The sequence below is a fragment of the Mesorhizobium sp. M0676 genome (genome assembly GCF_040320535.1).
GTDB lineage: Bacteria > Pseudomonadota > Alphaproteobacteria > Rhizobiales > Rhizobiaceae > Mesorhizobium.
The window spans coordinates 12,637-33,338 of record NZ_JAMYPU010000046.1 but is presented as its reverse complement, the minus strand read 5'-3'; the positions used below and the strand labels follow the sequence as shown (position 1 = coordinate 33,338).

The following is a 20,702-nucleotide window of genomic DNA, read 5'->3' as shown; positions in this document are numbered from 1 at the left end:
GGGCGGCCCAACGGGGGGGCGCGGCCGTGATGCTCGCGTTTTGGTGGGGCCCCCGCCCCCCCCCCCGGCGGGCGCGCGCCCCCCCCCACCTCTCCCCCGATCGACGGGGTAGAGGAAGGCGCGAACTTATGCAGACCGGCGCCTTTCCTCTCCCTCCGGAGGGGGGAGAGGTGGCGCCGCGAAGCGGCGACGGAGTGGGGGAAGCCCTCCGCGAAACGCGAAGCCGCCGAAAAACGGCGGCAACTCGGCCAGCGCAAAAACTCAAACAAGAAATAACGTCATGACCAAGAAGCCGGAAAAGCCGGGCTCCGCCAGCATTCGTGTCCTCAAGACGCGGATCAAGAAGAAGAGCGGCCTGAAGGAATCGTCGCGCCGCTGGCTGCAGCGCCACATCAATGATCCCTATGTCCAGCGCTCCAAGGCCGACGGCTATCGCTCGCGCGCGGCCTACAAGCTGATCGAGATCGATGACAAGCATCATCTGCTGAAACCCGGCATGAAGGTCATCGATCTCGGTGCGGCCCCCGGCGGCTGGTGCCAGGTGGCGGCCGCGAGGACGAAATCGACGGCTGATAATCCACATGTCATCGGCATCGACTATCTCGAAATGGATGCGGTGCCGGGTGCGCCGGTGCTGCTGATGGATTTCCTCGACCCGGAAGCGCCGCAAAAGCTCGCCGAGGCGTTGGGCGGCGACCCCGATGTCGTGTTGTCGGACATGGCCGCGCCGACGACGGGTCATAAGCGAACCGACCACATCCGCACCATGCATTTGTGCGAGGTGGCCGCCGATTTCGCGCTGTCGGTGCTGAAGCCGGGCGGGCATTTCCTCGCCAAGACCTTCCAGGGTGGCGCCGAAAACGAGCTGCTGTCGATGCTCAAGAAGAACTTCCGCTCGGTGCACCACGTCAAGCCGCCGGCGTCGCGCGATGAGTCGGTGGAACTGTATTTGCTGGCGAAGGATTTTAAGGGCAGATAGCCACCAGTGGCATCGTCATCCTAGGGCGAAGCAAGGAGCGAAGCGACGCAGCGCAGACCCTAGGATCCATGGCGTGACGTTAACGCGTTGAAAACGCCGCAGAATTCTGTGCCGCTGCATCCTTCGATCAAGATCACGGCATGGATCCCAGGGTCTGCGCGACGCTTTGAGTCGCTTCGCCCTAGGATGAACGAAGCGATGAGGGGCGCTCGCCCCTTACTTCCCAGCCGTGCTCACCGGCTCCAGTGTCTTCGGCATCGTCATCCGGCCATGACCCGACACGGCGTTGCCGGCATCCGGTGCCAGCCGCATGAACGATACCGACGCCGCTGCTGACACTGCCGCCACGATGAAGAAGGCGATGTGGAAATCGCCGAGCGCCAGCGGTCCGCCATGGATCGAGGTCGAGACTTCCAGGATGCCGCCGGCCAGCGCCACGCCGAGTGCGATCGACAGCTGCTGGAACACCGCCGTGATCGGCGTTGCCTTGCTGGTGTCCTCGGCCGACACCTCAGCATAGGAGAGCGCATTGACGCCGGTGAAGAACATCGAGCGGATAAACCCGCCGACCAGCAATATGGCCAGCATCAGCGCGTAAGGCGTCTCCGGCGTGAACAGGCCGTAGATGGCGATCGATGCGGCGGCGATCAGCGAGCCCCAGATCAGCACCCGGCGGAAGCCGGCGAGCCGGAAGATCAGCGCGGTGACGAACTTCATGCCAATGGCGCCGATGGCCGAGACGAAGGTGATCATGCCCGACTGGAACGGCGTCAGCCCGAAGCCGATCTGGAACATCAGGGGCAACAGGAACGGCACCGCGCCGATGCCGATGCGAAACAGCGAGCCGCCGAGCACCGAGGAGCGGAACACCTGGTTGCGGAACAGTTCCAGCGCCAGCAGGGGATTCTTGGCGCGCCGCGCATGCAGCAGATAGAGCACGCCGGAAATCAGCCCGACCGCCACGGTGATGAGGCCGGTCGCCGGCGGCAGATAGGGCAGGCTGACCACCGACAGGCCGAAGACGACGCCGGAGGCCGCCAGCCCGCTCAGCACGAAACCGACGAAATCGAGCGGCGGCGTCTCCATCGAGTCGGTTTGCGGCAGGAAGCGTGTCGCGAGCCAGATGCCGATCAGGCCGATCGGCACGTTGATCAGAAAAATCCAGTGCCAGGTGAAATAGGTGGTGATGAAACCGCCTATCGGTGGTCCCACCAGAGGCCCGGCCAGCGCCGGCACCGTCAGCCACGACATGGCGGCAACCAGCTCGCTCTTCGGCGTCGCGCGCACAAGCACCAGGCGGCCGACCGGCGTCATCATGGCGCCGCCTATGCCTTGCAGGAAGCGCGACACGACGAAGGCCGGCAGTGAATTGGAGATGGCGCAGCAGACCGAGCCGACGATGAACACGCCGATCGCGGCGCGAAAAATGGTCTTGGCGCCAAACCGGTCGGCCATCCAGCCGCTGATCGGAATGAAGATCGCCAGCGACACCAGATAGGCGGTCAACGCCAGCTTGAGCGCGATCGGGCTGGTGTGGATGTCGACGGCGATCGCGGGCAGCGATGTCGCGATGACGGTCGAATCCATGTTTTCCATGAACAAGGCGACCGCCAGAATGAGCGGAATGATGCGGTTCAACGAACGCGTCCGTACTGGTCTAAATGTGCTTGCCGGCCAATCCAAACAATGAAAAGGCGGGCAAGCCGATACAAACGGGCGGTTATCACGCCTCAGGCGCGATGTCGCATTAATTTGCTGTCACTTTTGTGCGACCCCGCGCGGACAAGAGGCGTCGCTGCGTTTCGCCACATTTTCGCAAGCTCATTCAATTGACCGGGTTCACTATGCTGTAGTGAATATAACTACTATATGGACAATGCCATGGAAGAAGCCGTTTCCGCAGCCGACGCCAACCGCAAATTCTCGCTCCTCCTGCGCGGTGTCCGCGAAGGACAGAGCTATGTCGTGACCAGCCATGGGCGCCCCGTGGCGCGGATCGTGCCTGCAGGGCAGCCCGACCCTGCGGCGTCTCGTTCGCGCACAGCGCTGCTGTCGCGCCTCGAACGCCAGCCTGTTGTAGAAGCCGGGCGCTGGAGCCGCGACGAGCTTTACGAGGACGAGCGGTGAAGGTCGCGCTCGTACCAACATCCTTGTTTATGCCGAGGGGATCAACGGAGCCGAGAAGCGCGACATCGTTTTCGGCCTGCTGCACGACATTGCGCAAGAGGCAGCCGTCATTCCAGTCCAGGTGCTCGACGAATTGTTCACCGTTCTCACACGCAAGGCCGGACGATCACGTGCACAAGCGCGCGACGCCCTGTTGAGCTGGCGCGACGCGTTTCCGGTTGTCGGCACGACGCCGGAGGTGATGACGGTCGCGGCTGATCTTGCGACCGATCACCATTTCGGCATCTGGGATGCGACCATCCTGTCTGTTGCCTCACAAACCGGTTGCCGGCTGCTGCTGTCGGAAGATCTGCAGGACGGCTTCACCTGGGGCGGCGTAACGGTCGTCAATCCTTTCGGGTCACCGCGCCATGTCTTGCTCGATGCCCTGTTGGGCAAGTCCGCCGAATAGGCCACGACCGGCTTTTCAACCACGCCGCGACGTGTTACCAGCCAGCGCCAATCCTGAAAGGGAAGAAACGAGTCGGCGCTGTCCATTTCGGTCCAGCGCTTTTTTGTATTCTCCCGGCGCTTTTCGTATCCGAGGACTGGCCATGGCAAAAATCATCGAAACGTCCACCGGCGCGCTGGCGCTGACCTTTGACGACGTGCTGTTGCAGCCCGGTCATTCCGAGGTCATGCCCGGTGAGACCGACATCCGCACCCGCATCGCCACCGACATCGACCTCAACGTGCCGATCCTGTCGGCCGCCATGGACACCGTCACCGAGGCGAGGCTTGCCATCGCCATGGCGCAGGCCGGCGGCATCGGCGTCATCCACCGCAATTTCTCGCCGGCCGAACAGGCCGAGCAGGTGCGTCAGGTCAAGAAGTTCGAATCGGGCATGGTCATCAATCCGGTCACCATCGGCCCCGACGCCACCCTGGCCGACGCGCTGGCGCTGATGCGCACCTATTCCATCTCGGGCATTCCGGTGGTCGAGAATGGCGGCACCGGCGGCCAGAAGATCGGCCGCCTCGTCGGCATCCTGACCAACCGCGACGTGCGCTTCGCCTCCGATCCGGGGCAGAAAGTCTACGAATTGATGACCCGTGAGAACCTGATCACGGTCAAGGAGAATGTCGACCAGGACGAGGCCAAGCGGCTGCTGCATCAGCACCGCATCGAAAAGCTCGTCGTCGTGGACAAGTCCGGCAATTGCGTCGGCCTGATCACCGTCAAGGACATCGAGAAGTCGCAGCTCAACCCGCACGCCACCAAGGATGCGCAGGGGCGCCTGCGGGCGGCGGCAGCCACCAGCGTCGGCGATGACGGCTTCGAGCGCGCCGAGCGGTTGATCGATGCCGGTGTCGACCTCCTGGTCATCGACACCGCGCATGGCCATTCGCAGCGCGTGCTCGATGCGGTGACGCGGGCCAAGAAGCTTTCCAATTCCGTCCGCATCCTGGCCGGCAACGTCGCCACCGCCGAAGGCACGCAGGCGCTGATCGACGCCGGCGCCGATGCCGTCAAGGTCGGCATCGGCCCGGGCTCGATCTGCACCACGCGCATCGTCGCCGGCGTCGGCGTGCCGCAGCTTTCGGCGATCATGTCGGCGGTCGAGACGGCGCATAGATCAGGCGTGTCGGTCGTCGCCGACGGCGGCATCAAATATTCGGGTGACCTGGCCAAGGCGCTTGCCGCCGGCGCCGGTGCGGCCATGATCGGTTCGCTGCTGGCCGGCACCGACGAAAGCCCGGGCGAGGTCTATCTGCATCAGGGCCGCTCCTTCAAGGCCTATCGCGGCATGGGCTCTGTCGGCGCCATGGCGCGCGGCTCGGCCGATCGCTACTTCCAGGCCGAGGTTCGCGACACGCTGAAACTGGTCCCGGAAGGCATTGAAGGGCAGGTGCCCTACAAGGGACCTGCGTCTGGCGTGCTGCACCAGCTTGCGGGCGGGCTAAAAGCCGCTATGGGTTATGTCGGTGGCCGCGACCTTGCCGATTTTCGCGAACGCGCCACCTTTGTGCGCATATCCAACGCCGGACTTCGTGAAAGCCACGCCCATGACGTCACGATTACCCGCGAAAGCCCGAACTATCCTGGCGGAGCCTGACCGGCAGCCAGAGCGGTACATGCTCTGGCGCCACCAGGCGACGATCGTGCTGCGGCTGGCGCGCCATGCCGGCGCGCTGTGCTTTGCCGCCGCGGCGGTTTTCATCATCATGACGCTGCTGGAATTCTTCTATTTCCGCCGGCTGAGCGGTGGCCTGCCGTCGCTCGACGTGCGCCTTGGCGGGTTCACGCCCGACGAGGGCATGGCCTGGCTGACGGCACTCGGCCGGCGCGGCAGCGAGATCATCCTGGTCTGGCACTATTTGACTTTCGACCTTCTCTTCCCGGCGCTGCTGTCGCTGACCATGGTCAGCTTGATCCTGGCAACCGGGCGGCGGCTGAAGAGTTTTCGTGCCATGCCGGTGCAGCTTCAGGCACTGTTCGCGCTGGTCATCGTGCTGCCCTACACGTGCGCCGACTACGCCCAGAACATTGCGGTGGCGCGGCTTCTGTCCGATGCGCTGTCGGCCAACCCGGATTCTCTGTCTTTCGCCTCGTCGCTGATCGTCACCAAATTCGCGCTGCTGGCGATCCCCGTCATCGTCATCGCGTTTTTGATCCTTGCCGCCCAGCGGCGTCCACAGGCATGAACGACAGAGCAGGGGCAACGCCATGAGCCAGACCGCGATTTTCTGGCCGATGCTGGCGCAGGTGTTCCTCGTCTATATCGTCTATGTCGTGATGGGCCGGCGCCGCTACGGCGCGGTCAAATCGGGCGAGGCCAAGGTCGGTCAATACAAGGTGCGCACGACCGAGCCCGGGTCGAGCGTCACGGTTGCCAACAATCTCATCAACCAGTTCGAACTGCCGGTGCTGTTCTATGTGCTGTGCCTGGCGCTGCACGCGACCAATGGCGTCAATTATCTGACCCTGGCCTTGATGTGGATTTTCGTGATTTCCCGCTATGGCCACGCCTGGGTCCACCTCACCAGCAACAATCTGCGGTTTCGCAGCCGCGCCTTCTACGTCGGCGCGATCATTCTCTTGCTGGCATGGATATGGTTCGCGCTGCACCTGCTCGGAGCGGTGTAGGGCAGTTGTTTACCCTCCCCCTTGTGGGGAGGGTCGCTCCGCGCAGCGGAGCGGGGTGGGGGTCTACAAATCGAACACCGCGATCTTGCGCTTGTCGAACTTGATGCCGATTTCGCCGCGCACCAGCTTCAGTGCGGCTTCGCCGAACACGGCGCGTCGCCAGCCCTGCAGGGCCGGCACGTCGGCATCCTCGCCCTCGGCGGCGATGCGGTCGATGTCATCGCTGGACGCAAGCACTTTCGAGGCGACGCCTTCCTTCTCGGCGACGATCCTCAACAGCACTTTCAACAGCTCGGAGGCGGCATTGGAGCCTTCGGGCGGCTGAAAGCTCTTGGGCAGCTTCGGCATCTCTTCGCGGGGCAAAGCGAGCGCCGTGTTGACCGCGCCGAGCAATGCGGTAGCCGTCGACGAACGCTCCCAGCCTTTCGGCGTCGTGCGCAGCTTGCCAAGGGCTGCCGCATCGCGCGGCGCCTGCTGGGCGACCTCGTATATGGCGTCATCCTTGAGCACCCGGCCGCGCGGCACGTCACGCTCGCGCGCCTCGCGTTCGCGCCATGCCGCCACCGTCTGCACGATCGCCAGCTCCTGCGGCTTGCGCAGCCGCATCTTCAGCCGCTTCCAGGCATCCTCGGGGTGCGGATCGTAGGTCTCGCGCGAAGTCAGCACCTCCATTTCCTCGTTCAGCCAATGGGCGCGGTTTTCCCGCTCCAGTTCGGCGCTGAGGTGCTTGTAGACGTCGATCAGATGGGTGACGTCGGCCAGCGCATAATCGAGCTGCTTGTCCGACAGCGGCCGGTGGCGCCAGTCGGTGAAACGCGAGGATTTGTCGAGCCGTGCGCCGGTGATGCGCTGCACCAGCTGATCGTAGGAGACGCTGTCGCCGAAGCCGCAGACCATGGCCGCGACCTGGGTGTCGAACACCGGATGCGGCACCAGATCGCCGAGATGGACGATGATTTCAATGTCCTGGCGCGCGGCATGGAAAACCTTGACCACCGCTTCATTGGCCATCAGCCGGAAGAATGGGGCGAGGTTGATGTCGGGCGCCAGCGGGTCGATCAGCGCGGTGACGCCTGGCGCCGCCATCTGGATCAGGCACAGAATCGGCCAGAATGTCGTTTCGCGGATGAATTCGGTGTCGACGGTGACGAAATCCGACTTTTCAAAAGCGGCGAGAACGGACTCGAGCTCATTTTGGGTGGTGATGACGTGCATCAAATCGCTTTTTAGTAACGGGTAAGGTTCTCTTTCAATTTCAGCCATGGGCGCTTTCGTCAAGCCGCCCTTCGGTCAAGTATCAGCCGATCCGTCGGAATCGCCATTTCTGCGCGCCAGCCGCGCGAAGACGGTTGATGTGCGCAGCAGCGCCGTGAAGCGGCTGCGCTTGCCCGCCGGCACGCTGCCGCGCACCTGCATGCGGTAGAGAATGACGGCGATGAGGGTGGCGTAGACGACTGCGCTGAAGACAAACAGGGCGCCCGGTCCGAAATGTTGCATCACTGCGGACGCCGCGAAGGGGCCACCAATGGCGCCGAAGGAATAGAACAGCATCAAGGCGGCGTTGATCAGCACGAACTCGCCCTTGTCGGCGCGGTCGTTGGAATGCGCCGCCGATAGCGAATAGAGCGGCATGGCGAAGCTGCCGAAGATGAAGACGATGATCAAATTGAGGGTCGGATCGGCGCCGGCGACGAAGACCAGCGCCAGCGCGGCGAACATGGCGCCGCATGTCGTGGCCAAAAGCACCGCGCGCCGATCCCAGCGGTCGGAGAGGTAGCCCAGCGGATACTGGATGAGGGCGCCGCCGAAGATGCCGACGCTGACGAAGGTGACGACATCGGCCACCGACATGCCGATCTGTTCGGCATAGACCGGCGACAGCGTGCGGAAGGCGCTGTTGGTGACGCCGACGCAGATGCAGCCGAAGCAGCCGAGCGGCGAAATCCGCCAGACGCGGGCGAGATCGAGCTTGACGTCTTCGGGCGGCGTCGGGTTGGAGCGGTCGCCGAGCGACACCGGAACCAGCGACAGCGTGATCATCATCGACATGATGGCGAAGATGGCAAAGCCGCCGGGGCCGAAGATCGGGATCAGGAACTGTGCGCCGGTCACCGAGCCGATATCGACCATGCGGTAGATGGCGAGCACCCGCGCACGATCCTTGTTTTCGACGCCGGAGTTCAGCCAGGCTTCCATGACGGTGAACAGACCGGCAAAGCAGAAACCGCCGGCAAAGCGCACCGCGCACCACATCACCGGATCGATGATCAGCACCAGGAGCAGCGTACTGGCCGCGGCGATGGCGGCGAGCGCTGAAAACGTCCGGACATGGCCGACTGCCTTGAGGATGCGGGTGACTGCGAGGCAACCAAGCAGGAAGCCGGCGAAATAGAACGTGCCCATCAGGCCGATGTCGGAGGCCGAAAACCCTTCCTGCGCGCCGCGCAACGCGATCAGCGTGCCCTGCAGCCCGTTGCCGCCAAGCAGGATGCCGGCGGCGATGAGGAGCGGGATCAGCGGGCGGATGGAGGACATACGGAACCGTTGCTTAGGTGGCTCCACAGTTCTGAACCATCGGTGTGGCCAATGCCAGTGGCTTGTCCCGCCGCCAACAGGTGTGTGGCTTCAAGTGCGGCCGTTCAAGCTCCGTCGGCCCTCGCCAAAGCTTCGCTCGCCGGCGCAGGCTTGCCCCGGGCAGCCCTTCGGCCAAGCGAGCCGGCGGTCAGCAGGCTGAGCATGATGAACGGGATGCCGATACCGAAGGCCGAGCGGATGCCCCAATGGTCGGAGACGAAACCGAGCAGCGGCGGGCCGAGCAGGAAGGCGACGAAGGAAATCTGCGACAGCGCCGCGACATTGATCGTCGCGGAGCGGTCCGTCCGCTGGGCTGCCGCCGAGATCGCCAACGGAAAGAGCACGCTGCTGCCGATGCCAAGTAGCGCAAAGCCCAGCATCGATACGAGCGGGGCAGGCGAGAAGAAGACGAGCAGCACGCCCACCGCCATCGTCGCCAGCAGCACCCGCGCCACGACGCTCGGCGAGTGGCGGTCGACAAAGGAGTCGGCAAAGAAGCGCGTGCTCGCTTGCGAGAATGCAAACAGCGCCACTGTGAAGCCGGCGACGAAAGGGCCCGCATCGAACACGGTGCGCATGTAGATTGCCGACCAGTCGATGCTGGCGCCTTCCATCAGCATCGCCGACAGCGTCACCGCGACGAGGACGAGGATAGGCAGCGTCGGCCGCGCCAGCCTTGGCGCCGTCTCGTCATTGCCGGCGAAGCGGCTCGGCGCCGGTTCGTAACCGCCGAGAAACAGCGCGATTCCTGTCGCCACCATCGGTACGACAATCGCCAGGTGCAGTTGCGGCGATATGCCGAGATGCGCAAGCGCGGCGCCGAACAGGCCGGCGCCGAAAAAGCCAATGCTCCAGAACGAATGCGCCCGGTTCATGATCCGGCGCTTGAGCAGGAATTCGGTTCTGTCGGCCTCGACATTGAGAATGATCTCGACGCTGCCGATCATCAGGCCGACCGGAAACAGCATCAGGAATAGCGCAAGCGGCCCAGGCGCATGCACGGCAATGGCAAAGACGACCGACAAAAGCGGCACCAGTCCGAGCAGCGCGCGGCGGAAGCCGACGCCCTCCAGGATCGGCGCCGCCAGCGTCAGCGCGGTCAAGGTGCCAATCGGCGTCCCGATCAGGCTGAGCCCGAGCGTGCCGTCTCCTATGCCCATGGCATGTTTGATGTCGGGCAGCCGCGGGAAGATTTGGCCCATGGCGAACGAATAGATCGCAAAGCCGGCGTAGACCCGGTGTTGCGGAGCGAGGCGGAGGCCAAAGGTCATGACGATGCTTTCGGGGAAGAGAGCCGGAGATTGTCGTTGATATCCCCTTATCTTGCACAAACATGCAAATTGTGCAAGAACGTGCACAAAGAAAACAGGATCATGCAATGCTGACCGATGAGCGGCATCAAATCATTCGCGATCGCCTGGCCGTCGAGGGAAGGGTGCTGGCCGGCGAGCTGGCAGGCCGCTTCGGCGTTTCGGAAGACACGGTTCGCCGCGACCTCAGGGAGTTGGCCAAGGCCGGGCAGTGCCGCCGCGTCTATGGCGGCGCGGTCGCGGCCGCACCCTTCGCGGCCACGCCGGTCGGCCTGCGCGCCGGCCATGCGGTCGAAGAAAAGACGCGGCTGGCCCGCGCGACCGTGGCACTGCTTTCGCGCGGACAGACCCTGTTCATCGACAGCGGCTCGACCAATGCCGCGATCGCCAGGGCCATCCCGCGCGACCTCGATCTGACCGTCGCCACCAACTCGCTCGAAATTGCCTCCGTCCTGTCAAACCACGCTTTGGTCGAGCTGATTGTGCTTGGGGGACGGTTCGACCGCCACCTCGGCGCCTGCGTCGGCGCCGACACGCTTGCCGCTGTCGCGCAACTTGGCGCGGACCTGTTTGTTCTCGGATCCTGCGGTCTCGATGCGTCGCGCGGCGTCACGGCCTTCGATTCGGCTGAGGCCGAGGTAAAGCGGGCGATGGCCAAGAACAGCGCAGGCATCGTCATCGCTGTAACCAACGACAAGCTAGCCACAGCCGCACCCTACCGGGTCGCCAGGCCAGAGGCGATCCGCCACCTCGTGGTCGAAAAGACCGCGCCGGCCGCGATCCTCGCGGATTTCGAACGCCAGGGCGCCGAAATCCATTTGGCTTAAACGGAGCTCGGCGCGCGGGCAGTCCGGGACGCAGCATGGGCGACGAACACTTCGACATCTTCCTTTGAATAACCGAGAAGGGCTCCTTCAAGCCTCGCCAGATCATTCGATGTGAAGATGTCAAAGGCCTCTCCGCTGCGGCACATTCTGGAGATCAACAAGCTCAGTTTGCAGCGCCATTCTTCTGTCGGCAGGCAGTAGCAGCGCTCTTCCACTGAGGTTTTAGGAACAATCTGGGTGAACTTCAGGATGCGACCTTCGTCGACAAACGGTGCAAAACCTGCATCGCCAATATCGTCGGCGTCCATACCCGGTTCCGCCGCGAACAAGGCCATTGATTTGTCGCCCTGAAGCATCAGCTCCAATTCGCGGCCATTATGTGGCCCGACACCCGGCGGGACTGTGGGTTCTGGCATGAAGTATCTCCAGATCATTCGATGACTGCACTGTCGCGAGAAACACTTCTGGCGGCAATGCGCCAAGCCTGGCAAAGACTTCAACACTGACTAGCGGATAGAGAGACGACCCAAACCCGGCTTGCCTTGACAAATCGGGCCTCCCATGCGCTTTTCGCGCAAATTTTGGACCGGGCTTTGATGCTCGACCCACAACCCAGCACCCCGGAATTTTGACATGACAATGCATCGTTACCGCAGCCACACCTGTGCCCAGTTGAGAAAGAGCGATGTCGGCTCTTCGGTTCGCCTGTCGGGCTGGGTGCATCGCGTGCGCGACCATGGCGGCCTGCTGTTCATCGATCTGCGTGACCATTACGGCCTGACCCAGATCGTCGCCGATCCGGATTCGCCCGCCTTCAAGGTGGCCGAGACGCTGCGTGGCGAATGGGTGATCCGCGTCGACGGCGAGGTCAAGGCGCGCCTGCCGGACACCACCAACGCCAACCTGCCGACCGGCGAGATCGAGATCTTTGCCCGCGAGATCGAGGTGCTGTCGGCAGCCAAGGAATTGCCGCTGCCGGTGTTCGGCGAGCCCGACTATCCCGAAGACATCCGCCTGAAGTACCGTTTTCTCGACCTGCGCCGCGAGACGCTGCACAGGAACATCGTGGCGCGCACGAAAATCATCGCCGAGATGCGCAAGCGCATGACCGATGTCGGCTTCACCGAATTCTCGACGCCGGTCCTGACGGCCTCGTCGCCGGAAGGCGCGCGCGACTTCCTGGTGCCGTCGCGCATCCATCCCGGCACCTTTTACGCGCTGCCGCAGGCGCCGCAGCAGTACAAGCAACTGATCATGGTTTCGGGCTTCGACCGCTATTTCCAGATCGCGCCCTGCTTCCGCGACGAGGACCCGCGCGCCGACCGTCTGCCCGGCGAATTCTACCAGCTCGACCTCGAAATGAGCTTCGTCGAGCAGGACGACGTGCTGTCGACCATGGAACCGGTGATGCGCGGCGTCTTCGAGACCTTCGCCAACGGCAAGCCGGTGACGCAGACATTCCAGCGCATTCCTTACGATGTCGCCATGCGCAAATATGGCTCCGACAAGCCGGACCTGCGCAACCCGATCGAGATGCAGGCCGTCTCCGACCATTTTCGCGATTCCGGCTTCAAGGTCTTCGCCAACATCCTGGCCAACGATCCGAGGGCCGAAGTGTGGGGCATTCCGGCCAAGACCGGCGGCAGCCGCGCCTTCTGCGACCGCATGAACTCGTGGGCGCAGGGCGAGGGCCAGCCGGGACTGGGTTACATCTTCTGGCGCAAGGAAGGCGACAAGCTTGAAGGCGCCGGTCCGCTGGCCAAGAACATCGGCGAGGAGCGCACCGAGGCGATCCGCCAGCAGCTCGGCCTTGCCGATGGCGACGCCGCCTTCTTCGTCGCCGGCGATCCGAAGAAGTTCGTTAGCTTCGCCGGTGCCGCGCGTACGCGTGCCGGCGAAGAACTGAACCTCGTCGACCGCGAACGCTTTGAACTGTGCTGGATTATCGATTTCCCGTTCTTCGAATGGAGCGAGGAGGAGAAGAAGATCGACTTCGCCCACAACCCGTTCTCGATGCCGCAAGGCGGTATCGACGCGCTCAACGGCGACGACCTGCTCGGCATCAAGGCCTTTCAGTACGATATGGTCTGCAACGGCTTCGAAATCGCCTCGGGCGGTATCCGCAACCATCTGCCCGAGACCATGGTCAAGGCGTTCGAGACGGTCGGGCTGGACCGCGCCACAGTCGAGGAGCGCTTCGGTGGCCTCTATCGCGCCTTCCAGTACGGTGCGCCGCCGCATGGCGGTATGGCGGCCGGTGTCGACCGTGTCGTCATGCTGCTGGTCGGCGCCAAGAACCTGCGCGAAATCACCATGTTCCCGATGAACCAGCAGGCCTATGACCTGCTGATGAGCGCGCCCTCGGAAGCCACCCCGCAGCAGCTGCGCGACCTCTCGCTGCGCGTCGCGGCGGTGAAAAAAGACAGCTGAAAATTTTCCTAATTAACGCAAATTTTACGGCTATGATTGCCTTAATGTTGCGTTAATATCTGGATTCGCAGGGAGACTACAATGACGCGTAACCTACAGGAACTTATCGAGAAATCCCGCGCGATCAAAATGTCGGAGACTGAGCAGGAGGCGCAACGCCGCAGTTTTGCCTACGGGTCAGCTAAAATAGAAAACAACGATATAACTCGTGACATTATCGATGAGGCAGCTGTCCGACTGAGCAAAGCGCCGAATGACGAATGACAGATCGAGTGAAGCTGACGATCCTTTGCTCGTCACTGACGCTCAAGAGATTGCCAGGATAGAAGCTGAAAATACGCTCCGCCAATTCGACGGGGCAATGTTGGAGTTGCGCAAATGGATCGGGAATCCGCGATACAAACTTCGACCATCAACGATTTTGCGCCTAAATAGAATAGCACTTGAGAGGCTAAGTAAATATGCAGGCGTTTTTCGACCCGGAGATATAAAGATAACGGGGAGTGGGCATCTACCCATTCCATCCGATCAAGTGCCTGACTCGGTTGAGGAATTCTGCGACTACGTCGAAAAGAATTGGGATGAAAAATCGGCCATTCATCTGTCCGCTTACGCTCTTTGGCGACTGAATTGGATCCACCCGTTTGTTGACGGAAACGGCCGGACTGCCCGAATTGTATCTTATTTGATACTCTGCGCTAAGTTGGGGTATCGCCTTCCCGGTACGAAAACAATTCCTGAACAAATCGCAGCAAACAAGCAGCCATATTACTTGGCGCTTGAGGCAGCAGACGCGGCGCAAGTTCGCGGCACGATTGACGTTTCGGGGTTGGAGGCGATGATGGATGCGCATCTCGCAGCACAGCTGGTGGATGTGCACAATCATGCTGCAGGCGCCTTCGAAAAAGAGCGTGCCGCTGTTGCTCAATATCCGCAAGCGGATATTGAAATCATAGCGCCTTCAAATAGTGTGGCTAAAATAGTAAGTGATGGGGTTGGACACGTAGAAAAGCATCCCGTCATCTACAGCTTTTTAGGCCTTCTTATAGTTACCATTGTGGGTGCTCTATTAGCGCACTAGCCCGGCATCGCTGCCGGGCTTTTGCTCTTCGAGCTAACTTCGATCAGTCTTCGTTGGCCTTGACGTGGACGCCAAGCGTCTTGGTCAGGTCGGCCGGGTTGGACATCGCGCCCGCCATGATCAACGCGAACGGCACCGCTGCCGGCGGCTCTGCCGAGATCTCGAGGCTCTTCGGATCGTCGAGGTACTTGCTCACCGCGGCCGTTACTTCGGCCGTCAATTCGGGATTGTTGAGCTGCGCCATGCCGAACGGCACGATCGCCTTGGCCTGGTTGGCGATGTCCTTGCCCGACATGCCCTGCTGCTTGCCGACATATTCAAGCACCTTGCCGGTCAGCGAATCGTCGTCGAAGCGGATCGAGGCGCTGTTGAAGGAAAGCTGCTGCAACAGGCCGAGCAGGGCCATGCCTTGCGCCGAATTGTCAGCGCCTTCGGGCTGCGCCGCCATCTTCTTCTGCATTTCCTGCAGCGACTTGACGAAGTCGACCGTGTAGCCGCCGAGGCCGAAGGTCATGCCGAGCGTGCCGGCATTCTCGACCGAGATGTCGTATTTCGACAGGTCCATCTTGCCGTCGCTCGGCTGCCAGGTGCCGCCGATTTCGATATTGCCCGAGATGTTCTGGTAGCCGAGGGCCTCGATGGCTTCCTTGGATTTCGCATCGTCGACTAGGGTCAGGTCGGCGTTGAACTTTTCCGTGGTGGCGGAAAACTCCATCGCCTTGCCGTCGGCCGGCGGCGTGATCTGGACAGCAAGCCCATCCACCGAGAAGGCGGTCTTGTCGGCAACCTTGACCGTCAGGTTTTCGAGTTCGGCCGACTTGTAGATCATCATCGAGCCGAGCGGGCCTGTAGCGCCCTCAGCCGGGATGTTGGCGTCGTGGATGACGAAGGGGGTGAGGTTGAGCGTGACGCCGTCCTTGCTGTGCTCGAAGGCCGAAGTCGTGATGGTCGCGACATCGAAGCCGCCATTGGCTTCGGTCACGCCGTCGAGCTTGACGTCGCCGATCGGCAGCGCCTCCTTTTCGGCCGCCGGTTTGACCGACACGCCCTGCAGCACCATGCTGGAATTGTCGCCGGTAACGCCGGTCCAGGTGATATCGACGCCCTGGACGGCAAGTGCGGCCTTCAGTCGGTCGGCAACCGCCGTGTCTTGCGCAAAGGCGGCATTCAGCGGCAGCGTCAGCAAAAAGGTCGAAAAAGCAAGTTTCTTGAGTGTCGAACGTTGGATTGTCATCGCGAGTTCCCTGAGAGAGTCCTGAAAAAGTGTTTTCTCAATTCTACGCCATCACCATTCCGTGACGAACTGGACGGGAAAAAGGCGCTTTCCCGCAGAGTTGTCGAAAATCACGGCGAAAGGCAAATCGGAGCGGGAGCCTTCGCCCGACGCGGTGAATATGTCATGAAGGTCGGGCTCCCCTGCGTACCGTCTCCTGCCTTAGAGAGGGCGTGTAACAGATTGATGTTGGTTGGCAACAGCACTGCTACCGTTGCTGTTGCACAGGGACGGCAAGGGGGAACATGAAGTCCGTCACATCCATTGTCGGACCTTGAGCCGCCCTCGTAAGCCCAAAGGCTGCAAAGTGCGGATTTCCGCAGCCCCGCCTTGCCGCGAATCACCCGCTCGGCTAGTCCAGCCGCATGGGAAAAAGGATTTTGCCGCCTGAAAATGGCGGCGGTGACCACATCGAACCGGTCGATCTGAAGAAGGCGCTGGAAGAGCGCTATCTTGCCTATGCGCTCTCGACCATCATGCACCGGGCGCTGCCTGACGTGCGCGACGGGCTGAAGCCTGTGCATCGCCGCATCATGCATGCGATGCGGCTGCTCAGGCTCAACCCCGACCAGGGCTTTGCCAAATGCGCCCGCATCGTCGGCGACGTGATGGGCAAGTTCCATCCGCATGGCGACCAGTCGATCTACGACGCGCTGGTGCGCCTGGCGCAGGATTTCTCCATGCGCTATCCCCTCGTCGACGGGCAGGGCAATTTCGGCAATATCGACGGCGATAACGCCGCCGCCATGCGCTATACCGAGGCGCGCATGACCGAGGTGGCGAGCGATTTGCTTGCCGGCATCACCGAGGACGCCGTCGATTTCCGGCCAACCTACAATGAGGAGGACGAGGAGCCCGTAGTGCTTCCCGGCGCCTTCCCGAATCTGCTCGCCAACGGTTCCTCCGGCATTGCGGTCGGCATGGCCACGTCCATCCCGCCGCACAATGCCGCCGAGCTTTGCAACGCAGCGCTGCAGTTGATCGAGCAGCCGGACGCGCCGGTGACAAAGCTGATGGAGTTCGTCCAGGGGCCGGATTTTCCGACCGGCGGCATCATCGTCGACAGCCGCGCTTCCATCCTGGAGGCCTATGAGACCGGCCGCGGCGGTTTTCGCGTGCGCGCCAAATGGGGCCAGGAGGATCAGGGTAGGGGCACCTGGAGCATCGTCGTCACCGAAATCCCCTACGGCATCCAGAAGGCCAGGCTGATCGAAAAGATCGCCGAGCTTTTGATCGCGCGCAAATTACCGCTGCTCGAGGATGTCAGAGATGAAAGCGCCGAGGACGTCCGCATCGTGCTCGTACCGAAGAGCCGTTGGGTTGATCCCGGCATTCTGATGGAATCGCTGTTCAAGCTGACCGAGCTCGAAAGCCGATTTCCCCTCAACATGAACGTTTTGTCGCGGGGCAAGGTGCCTAACGTCCTGTCGCTGAAGGGAGTGCTGAAGGAGTGGCTCGACCATCGGCGCGATGTGCTGATCCGCCGCTCGAAGCATCGGCTTGGCGAGATCGAGAAGCGGCTGGAAATCCTTGCCGGCTACCTGATCGCCTATCTCAACATCGACGAGGTCATCAGGATCATCCGCGAGGAGGATGAGCCCAAGCAGGTGATGATGGCCCGTTGGTCGCTCACCGACACCCAGGCCGAAGCCATCCTCAACATGCGGCTGCGGGCCTTGCGCAAGCTGGAAGAGTTCGAGATCCGCAAGGAGTTCGACGGTCTCACCACCGAGAAGAAGCAGATCGAGGCATTGCTCGCATCCGACGCCAAGCAATGGTCGACGATCAAATGGGAAGTCACGCAGGTTCGCGACAAGTTCGGCCCCGAGACCGAACTCGGCAAGCGCCGCACCCAGTTCGCCGACGCGCCGGAGCATGATCTGACCGACATTGCGCACGCCATGATCGAGCGCGAGCCGGTCACCGTGGTGGTCTCGGAAAAGGGCTGGCTGCGGGCGATGAAAGGCCATTTGGCCGACCATTCCACGCTCACCTTCAAGGAAGGCGACAGCCTCAAGCTCGCCTTCCATGCCCAGACCACCGACAAGATCCTGGTCTTCACCACCGGCGGAAAATTCTACACCATCGGCGCCGACCGGCTGCCGGGCGGCCGCGGCCATGGCGAACCGATCCGCATCATCGTCGACATGGACAACGACCAGGACATCGTCACCGCCTTTGTCCACGACCCCAAGCGCAAGCTGCTGCTCGTCTCCTACGATGCCAATGGTTTCATCGTGCCGGAGGAGGAGGTCGTCGCCAACACCCGAAAGGGCAAGCAGGTAATGAACGTCAAGGCGCCCGACGAGGCCAAGGCCTGCGTCCCGGTGTCAGGCGATCATCTCGCCATTGTCGGCGAGAACCGCAAGATGCTGGTGTTTGCGCTCTCCGAAATTCCCGAGATGGGCCGCGGCAAGGGCGTTCGCCTGCAGAAATACAAGGATGGCGGTCTGCTCGACCTGAAACCCTTCACGCTGGCGAGCGGCCTGTCCTGGCAGGATTCCGCCGACCGCACCTTCGTCAGGTCGCGCGAGGAGCTGGCGGAATGGATCGGCGCGAGAGCGTCGGCCGGACGGATGGTGCCGAAGGGATTCCCGCGGACGGGGAAATTTGGGTAGGGATCTCCCCCCTCGAGGGGGAGATGTCGCCGAAGGCGACAGAGGGGGTCGGTACGTCCTGACACGACACCCTTTCGCTGGCAGAGAAGGCTGGCGCTTCATGCGCGGCGACCCCCTCTGGCCTGCCGGCCATCTCCCCCTCAAGGGGGGAGATCCCAAGGCATTTGGACTATCGTCACGATTGCGGCACTATAACAGTGCATAAACGCTGTGTAGGCTGGGGAGAATTGACCGTTTGAAGGAAGCGAAGATCCAGAAGCCTGAGCGTCAGCAGCGCCTGTTCGGCCTGTCGACTCCGTTGCGAGCCGCCGTCATCCCGCCGCTGTCGGCGGCGCGCTGGCTGTTGGTGCTGATCGTCGCCGCCGGCGTTTATTTCTTCCACGGGTTCCTGTTTCCCGTGCTGGCAGCCCTCGTCATTGCTTTTGCCAGCTGGCCGCTCTACCGCCGACTGCTTGCCGGTGTCGGCGGTAACCGCACCGTCGCCGCGACGCTCGCCATCCTGTTCATCCTCGCCTTCCTGGTGGTGCCGATAGCGCTCGCCGGCACCTACGCCATCAACGAGGTCCGCGAATGGGTCGGCTGGGCGATCGAGACCAACAGGCACGGCGCGGTCACACCGCACTGGATCACCTCGCTGCCTGTCGTCGGCGAGTGGCTGAACGAACAGTGGATCGACAATTTCGGCCATCCCGGCGGCATCGGCGAGCTGATCCAGATGGTCAGCGGCGCCAATATCGGCAGCATCTATCGCGGCGTGCTGGCTGCCGGCGGCAGCGCCTTCGGCCTGTTGCTGACGCTGCTGTTCATGATGATCGCGCTGTTCTTCGCCTACCGCGACGGCGAACACTTTGCCAGCCAGATCGACCGGCTCGGCGAACGCATCCTGCCGACGCGCTGGGAGCGGATTTCGCGCGTCGTGCCGGCGACCATTTCCTCGACCGTTACCGGCATGACCGTGATCGCCATCGGCGAGGGGCTGGTGCTCGGCATCGCCTACTGGCTGGCCGGGGTGCCGTCGCCGGTGACGCTGGGCGCATTGACCGGCGTGATGGCGCTGATCCCCGGCGGCGCGCCGCTGTCGTTTACGCTTGTGTCGATCTACCTCGCCGCCAGCGGCTCGCCGATGGCGGGTCTGGCGCTGTTCATCTGGGGCGCGGTGGAACTGTTCATCGTCGACAAGACCTTGCGCCCGAAGCTGGTCGGCGGACCGATCAAATTGCCCTTCCTGCCCACCTTTTTCGGCCTGATCGGCGGCGTCAAGACGATGGGCTTTCTCGGCCTGTTCATCGGCCCCGTGCTGATGGCGCTGCTGGTGGCGATCTGGCGCGAATGGCTGCGCGAGGTGGAACTGGCCGAAGACACCGTTCCCGACACGGCGGCCGAGCTCGAAGGCGGGCCGCCGCAGATCGAGATTGTCGCCGGCCCCGCGAAGAAAAGTCAGGCTGGGTAAGCGACGGCGAGCGCTGCCCGGCGCTTGCGCCCTTCATGCAACTGCCACAGGGAATGCGCGACCAGCGTGACGATCAGGATCACGCCGCCGATCAGGCTGTTGCGCGACGGCGTCTCGGCAAAGATCATCCATATCCAGACCGGCGCCAGAACCGTTTCCAGGAGATAGAACATCGCCACTTCCGGGCCTGAAATGTATTTCGGCCCGTTGGCCAGGCAGAAGAAGGCGAACGGCATGATGACGGCGCCGTTGAAAACGATCCACCATGGCGCCTCCACCTGGAAACCGGTCCTGGAGACCATGAGCGCCGCCAGCCCGAACGGCAGCAGGACGCCGGTCAGCGCGGTGAATCCCATATCCCTGCCGCTGGCGCGTGAAACGGTGATTGCGCAGGCAATCGCCAAGGCCGAACACAGCGCCATCACATCGCCGAACAGATTTCCCGTGCCGACGGAATCGCCGACGATGATCGCGATGCCGACGATCATCAGCGCCATTGCCGCAAGCGTCAGCGGCTGCGGTCGCTCCTTCAGGAACAGCCACGACAGCAGCGCCGAGAACATGGTGGAGAAGGCCAGGATGAAAACCAGATTGGCGGTCGAGGTGTTGTAGACGGCAGTGATGAAGGCGATTGCGCCGAGCCCGTAGAGGGTGGCGACGACGAGCCCCGACCAGCCGGGTATCAGCTGCGGAGCATTCTTGCTGAACGAGCGCCAGATGGCCCATACGATCAGCCCCGCCACGAAGGTGCAGCCGGTGCGCAGCAAAAGGATCGTCCAGGCTTCGCCATGGGCGAGCCGGATCAGGGGAATGTCGATGGTCAGCGCCAGCCCGCCAAGCGCGGTGAGCAGAAGTCCTTTGGTTTGGGCATTGTGAGAGGACATGCAACGGCTTTCGCAATGATTT

19 protein-coding genes are annotated in these 20,702 nt (G+C 62.5%); 12 read left to right on the top strand and 7 right to left on the bottom strand.

The genetic code is table 11. The features are described 5' to 3' along the window. The first annotated feature begins 280 nt into the window (after positions 1–280). Complete coding sequence (locus NKI35_RS29515; RefSeq protein ID WP_352742293.1) at positions 281–979, top strand: RlmE family RNA methyltransferase; 699 nt, start codon at positions 281–283, stop codon at positions 977–979. Between the two features lie 216 nt (positions 980–1,195). Here NKI35_RS29515 and NKI35_RS29510 read toward each other — a convergent pair whose 3' ends face one another. After that, entirely contained in the window at positions 1,196–2,617 is a 1,422-nt protein-coding gene (locus NKI35_RS29510) for an MFS transporter (RefSeq protein WP_352742291.1), read from the bottom strand. 243 nt (positions 2,618–2,860) lie between these two features. Between NKI35_RS29510 and NKI35_RS29505 the strand changes: the two genes are divergently transcribed. The 5 genes from NKI35_RS29505 (at position 2,861) to NKI35_RS29485 (ending at position 6,233) form a co-directional block, all read left to right on the top strand. After that, the gene (locus tag NKI35_RS29505; RefSeq protein WP_023673036.1) at positions 2,861–3,106 is read left to right on the top strand and encodes a type II toxin-antitoxin system Phd/YefM family antitoxin; all 246 of its coding nucleotides are present in this window, start codon (positions 2,861–2,863) and stop codon (positions 3,104–3,106) included. 19 nt (positions 3,107–3,125) lie between these two features. After that, a complete protein-coding gene (locus NKI35_RS29500; RefSeq protein ID WP_352742297.1) occupies positions 3,126–3,557 on the top strand; it encodes a PIN domain-containing protein in 432 nt (143 codons plus the stop codon). Positions 3,558–3,699: 142 nt separating this feature from the next. Next, entirely contained in the window at positions 3,700–5,202 is a 1,503-nt protein-coding gene (gene guaB / locus NKI35_RS29495) for an IMP dehydrogenase (protein ID WP_023682429.1), read from the top strand. Between the two features lie 19 nt (positions 5,203–5,221). After that, on the top strand, positions 5,222–5,791 hold the full coding sequence (locus NKI35_RS29490) for a hypothetical protein (RefSeq protein WP_023673033.1): 570 nt from the start codon (positions 5,222–5,224) through the stop codon (positions 5,789–5,791). A 22-nt stretch (positions 5,792–5,813) separates the two neighbouring features. Next, on the top strand, positions 5,814–6,233 hold the full coding sequence (locus NKI35_RS29485; RefSeq protein ID WP_023682427.1) for an MAPEG family protein: 420 nt from the start codon (positions 5,814–5,816) through the stop codon (positions 6,231–6,233). 63 nt (positions 6,234–6,296) lie between these two features. On the opposite strand, the gene rnd is transcribed toward NKI35_RS29485, so the two are convergent. The 3 genes from rnd to NKI35_RS29470 form a co-directional block, all read right to left on the bottom strand. Further along, the gene (rnd, locus tag NKI35_RS29480) at positions 6,297–7,448 is read right to left on the bottom strand and encodes a ribonuclease D (protein ID WP_023682426.1); all 1,152 of its coding nucleotides are present in this window, start codon (positions 7,446–7,448) and stop codon (positions 6,297–6,299) included. Positions 7,449–7,523: 75 nt separating this feature from the next. Continuing rightward, positions 7,524–8,768: an MFS transporter gene (locus NKI35_RS29475; RefSeq protein ID WP_023689528.1), complete on the bottom strand. Its 1,245-nt coding sequence runs from the start codon at positions 8,766–8,768 to the stop codon at positions 7,524–7,526. A 104-nt stretch (positions 8,769–8,872) separates the two neighbouring features. After that, positions 8,873–10,078, bottom strand: a complete 1,206-nt coding sequence (locus NKI35_RS29470) for an MFS transporter (protein ID WP_023682424.1) — start codon at positions 10,076–10,078, stop codon at positions 8,873–8,875. Positions 10,079–10,185: 107 nt separating this feature from the next. Here NKI35_RS29470 and NKI35_RS29465 point away from each other — a divergent pair, with 107 nt between their 5' ends. Continuing rightward, positions 10,186–10,944, top strand: a complete 759-nt coding sequence (locus NKI35_RS29465; RefSeq protein ID WP_023689527.1) for a DeoR/GlpR family DNA-binding transcription regulator — start codon at positions 10,186–10,188, stop codon at positions 10,942–10,944. Here NKI35_RS29465 and NKI35_RS29460 read toward each other — a convergent pair. Next, positions 10,941–11,360 (bottom strand): hypothetical protein, encoded by a 420-nt coding sequence (locus tag NKI35_RS29460; RefSeq protein WP_023734157.1) that lies wholly within the window; start codon positions 11,358–11,360, stop codon positions 10,941–10,943. The two genes, NKI35_RS29465 and NKI35_RS29460, sit on opposite strands and share 4 nt — an antisense overlap. A 223-nt stretch (positions 11,361–11,583) precedes the next feature. On the opposite strand from NKI35_RS29460, the gene aspS reads away from it, so the two are divergent. From aspS to NKI35_RS29445, 3 genes are all read left to right on the top strand, one after another. Beyond that, positions 11,584–13,374 carry an aspartate--tRNA ligase gene (gene aspS / locus NKI35_RS29455; protein WP_352742295.1) on the top strand — a complete coding sequence of 597 codons (1,791 nt, stop codon included), beginning with the start codon at positions 11,584–11,586 and terminating at the stop codon, positions 13,372–13,374. A gap of 81 nt (positions 13,375–13,455) precedes the next feature. After that, the gene (locus NKI35_RS29450) at positions 13,456–13,638 is read left to right on the top strand and encodes a hypothetical protein (protein WP_352539171.1); all 183 of its coding nucleotides are present in this window, start codon (positions 13,456–13,458) and stop codon (positions 13,636–13,638) included. After that, a complete protein-coding gene (locus tag NKI35_RS29445; RefSeq protein WP_352742288.1) occupies positions 13,628–14,455 on the top strand; it encodes a Fic family protein in 828 nt (275 codons plus the stop codon). The genes NKI35_RS29450 and NKI35_RS29445 overlap by 11 nt, the downstream gene beginning before the upstream one ends. 43 nt (positions 14,456–14,498) lie before the next feature. Here the strand turns inward: NKI35_RS29445 and NKI35_RS29440 are convergent, their stop codons facing one another. Continuing rightward, positions 14,499–15,689: an aq_1923 C-terminal domain gene (locus NKI35_RS29440; RefSeq protein WP_352539173.1), complete on the bottom strand. Its 1,191-nt coding sequence runs from the start codon at positions 15,687–15,689 to the stop codon at positions 14,499–14,501. Positions 15,690–16,093: 404 nt separating this feature from the next. On the opposite strand from NKI35_RS29440, the gene parC reads away from it, so the two are divergent. Together parC and NKI35_RS29430 are read left to right on the top strand one after the other, a co-directional pair. Next, a complete protein-coding gene (gene parC / locus NKI35_RS29435) occupies positions 16,094–18,346 on the top strand; it encodes a DNA topoisomerase IV subunit A (protein ID WP_352742286.1) in 2,253 nt (750 codons plus the stop codon). Positions 18,347–18,581: 235 nt separating this feature from the next. Then, positions 18,582–19,796 carry an AI-2E family transporter gene (locus NKI35_RS29430; protein ID WP_352742284.1) on the top strand — a complete coding sequence of 405 codons (1,215 nt, stop codon included), beginning with the start codon at positions 18,582–18,584 and terminating at the stop codon, positions 19,794–19,796. Here the strand turns inward: NKI35_RS29430 and NKI35_RS29425 are convergent. Then, positions 19,784–20,680, bottom strand: coding sequence for a DMT family transporter (locus tag NKI35_RS29425; RefSeq protein WP_023682418.1), 897 nt, complete (start codon positions 20,678–20,680; stop codon positions 19,784–19,786). The two genes, NKI35_RS29430 and NKI35_RS29425, sit on opposite strands and share 13 nt — an antisense overlap. Between the last annotated feature and the right edge of the window lie 22 nt (positions 20,681–20,702).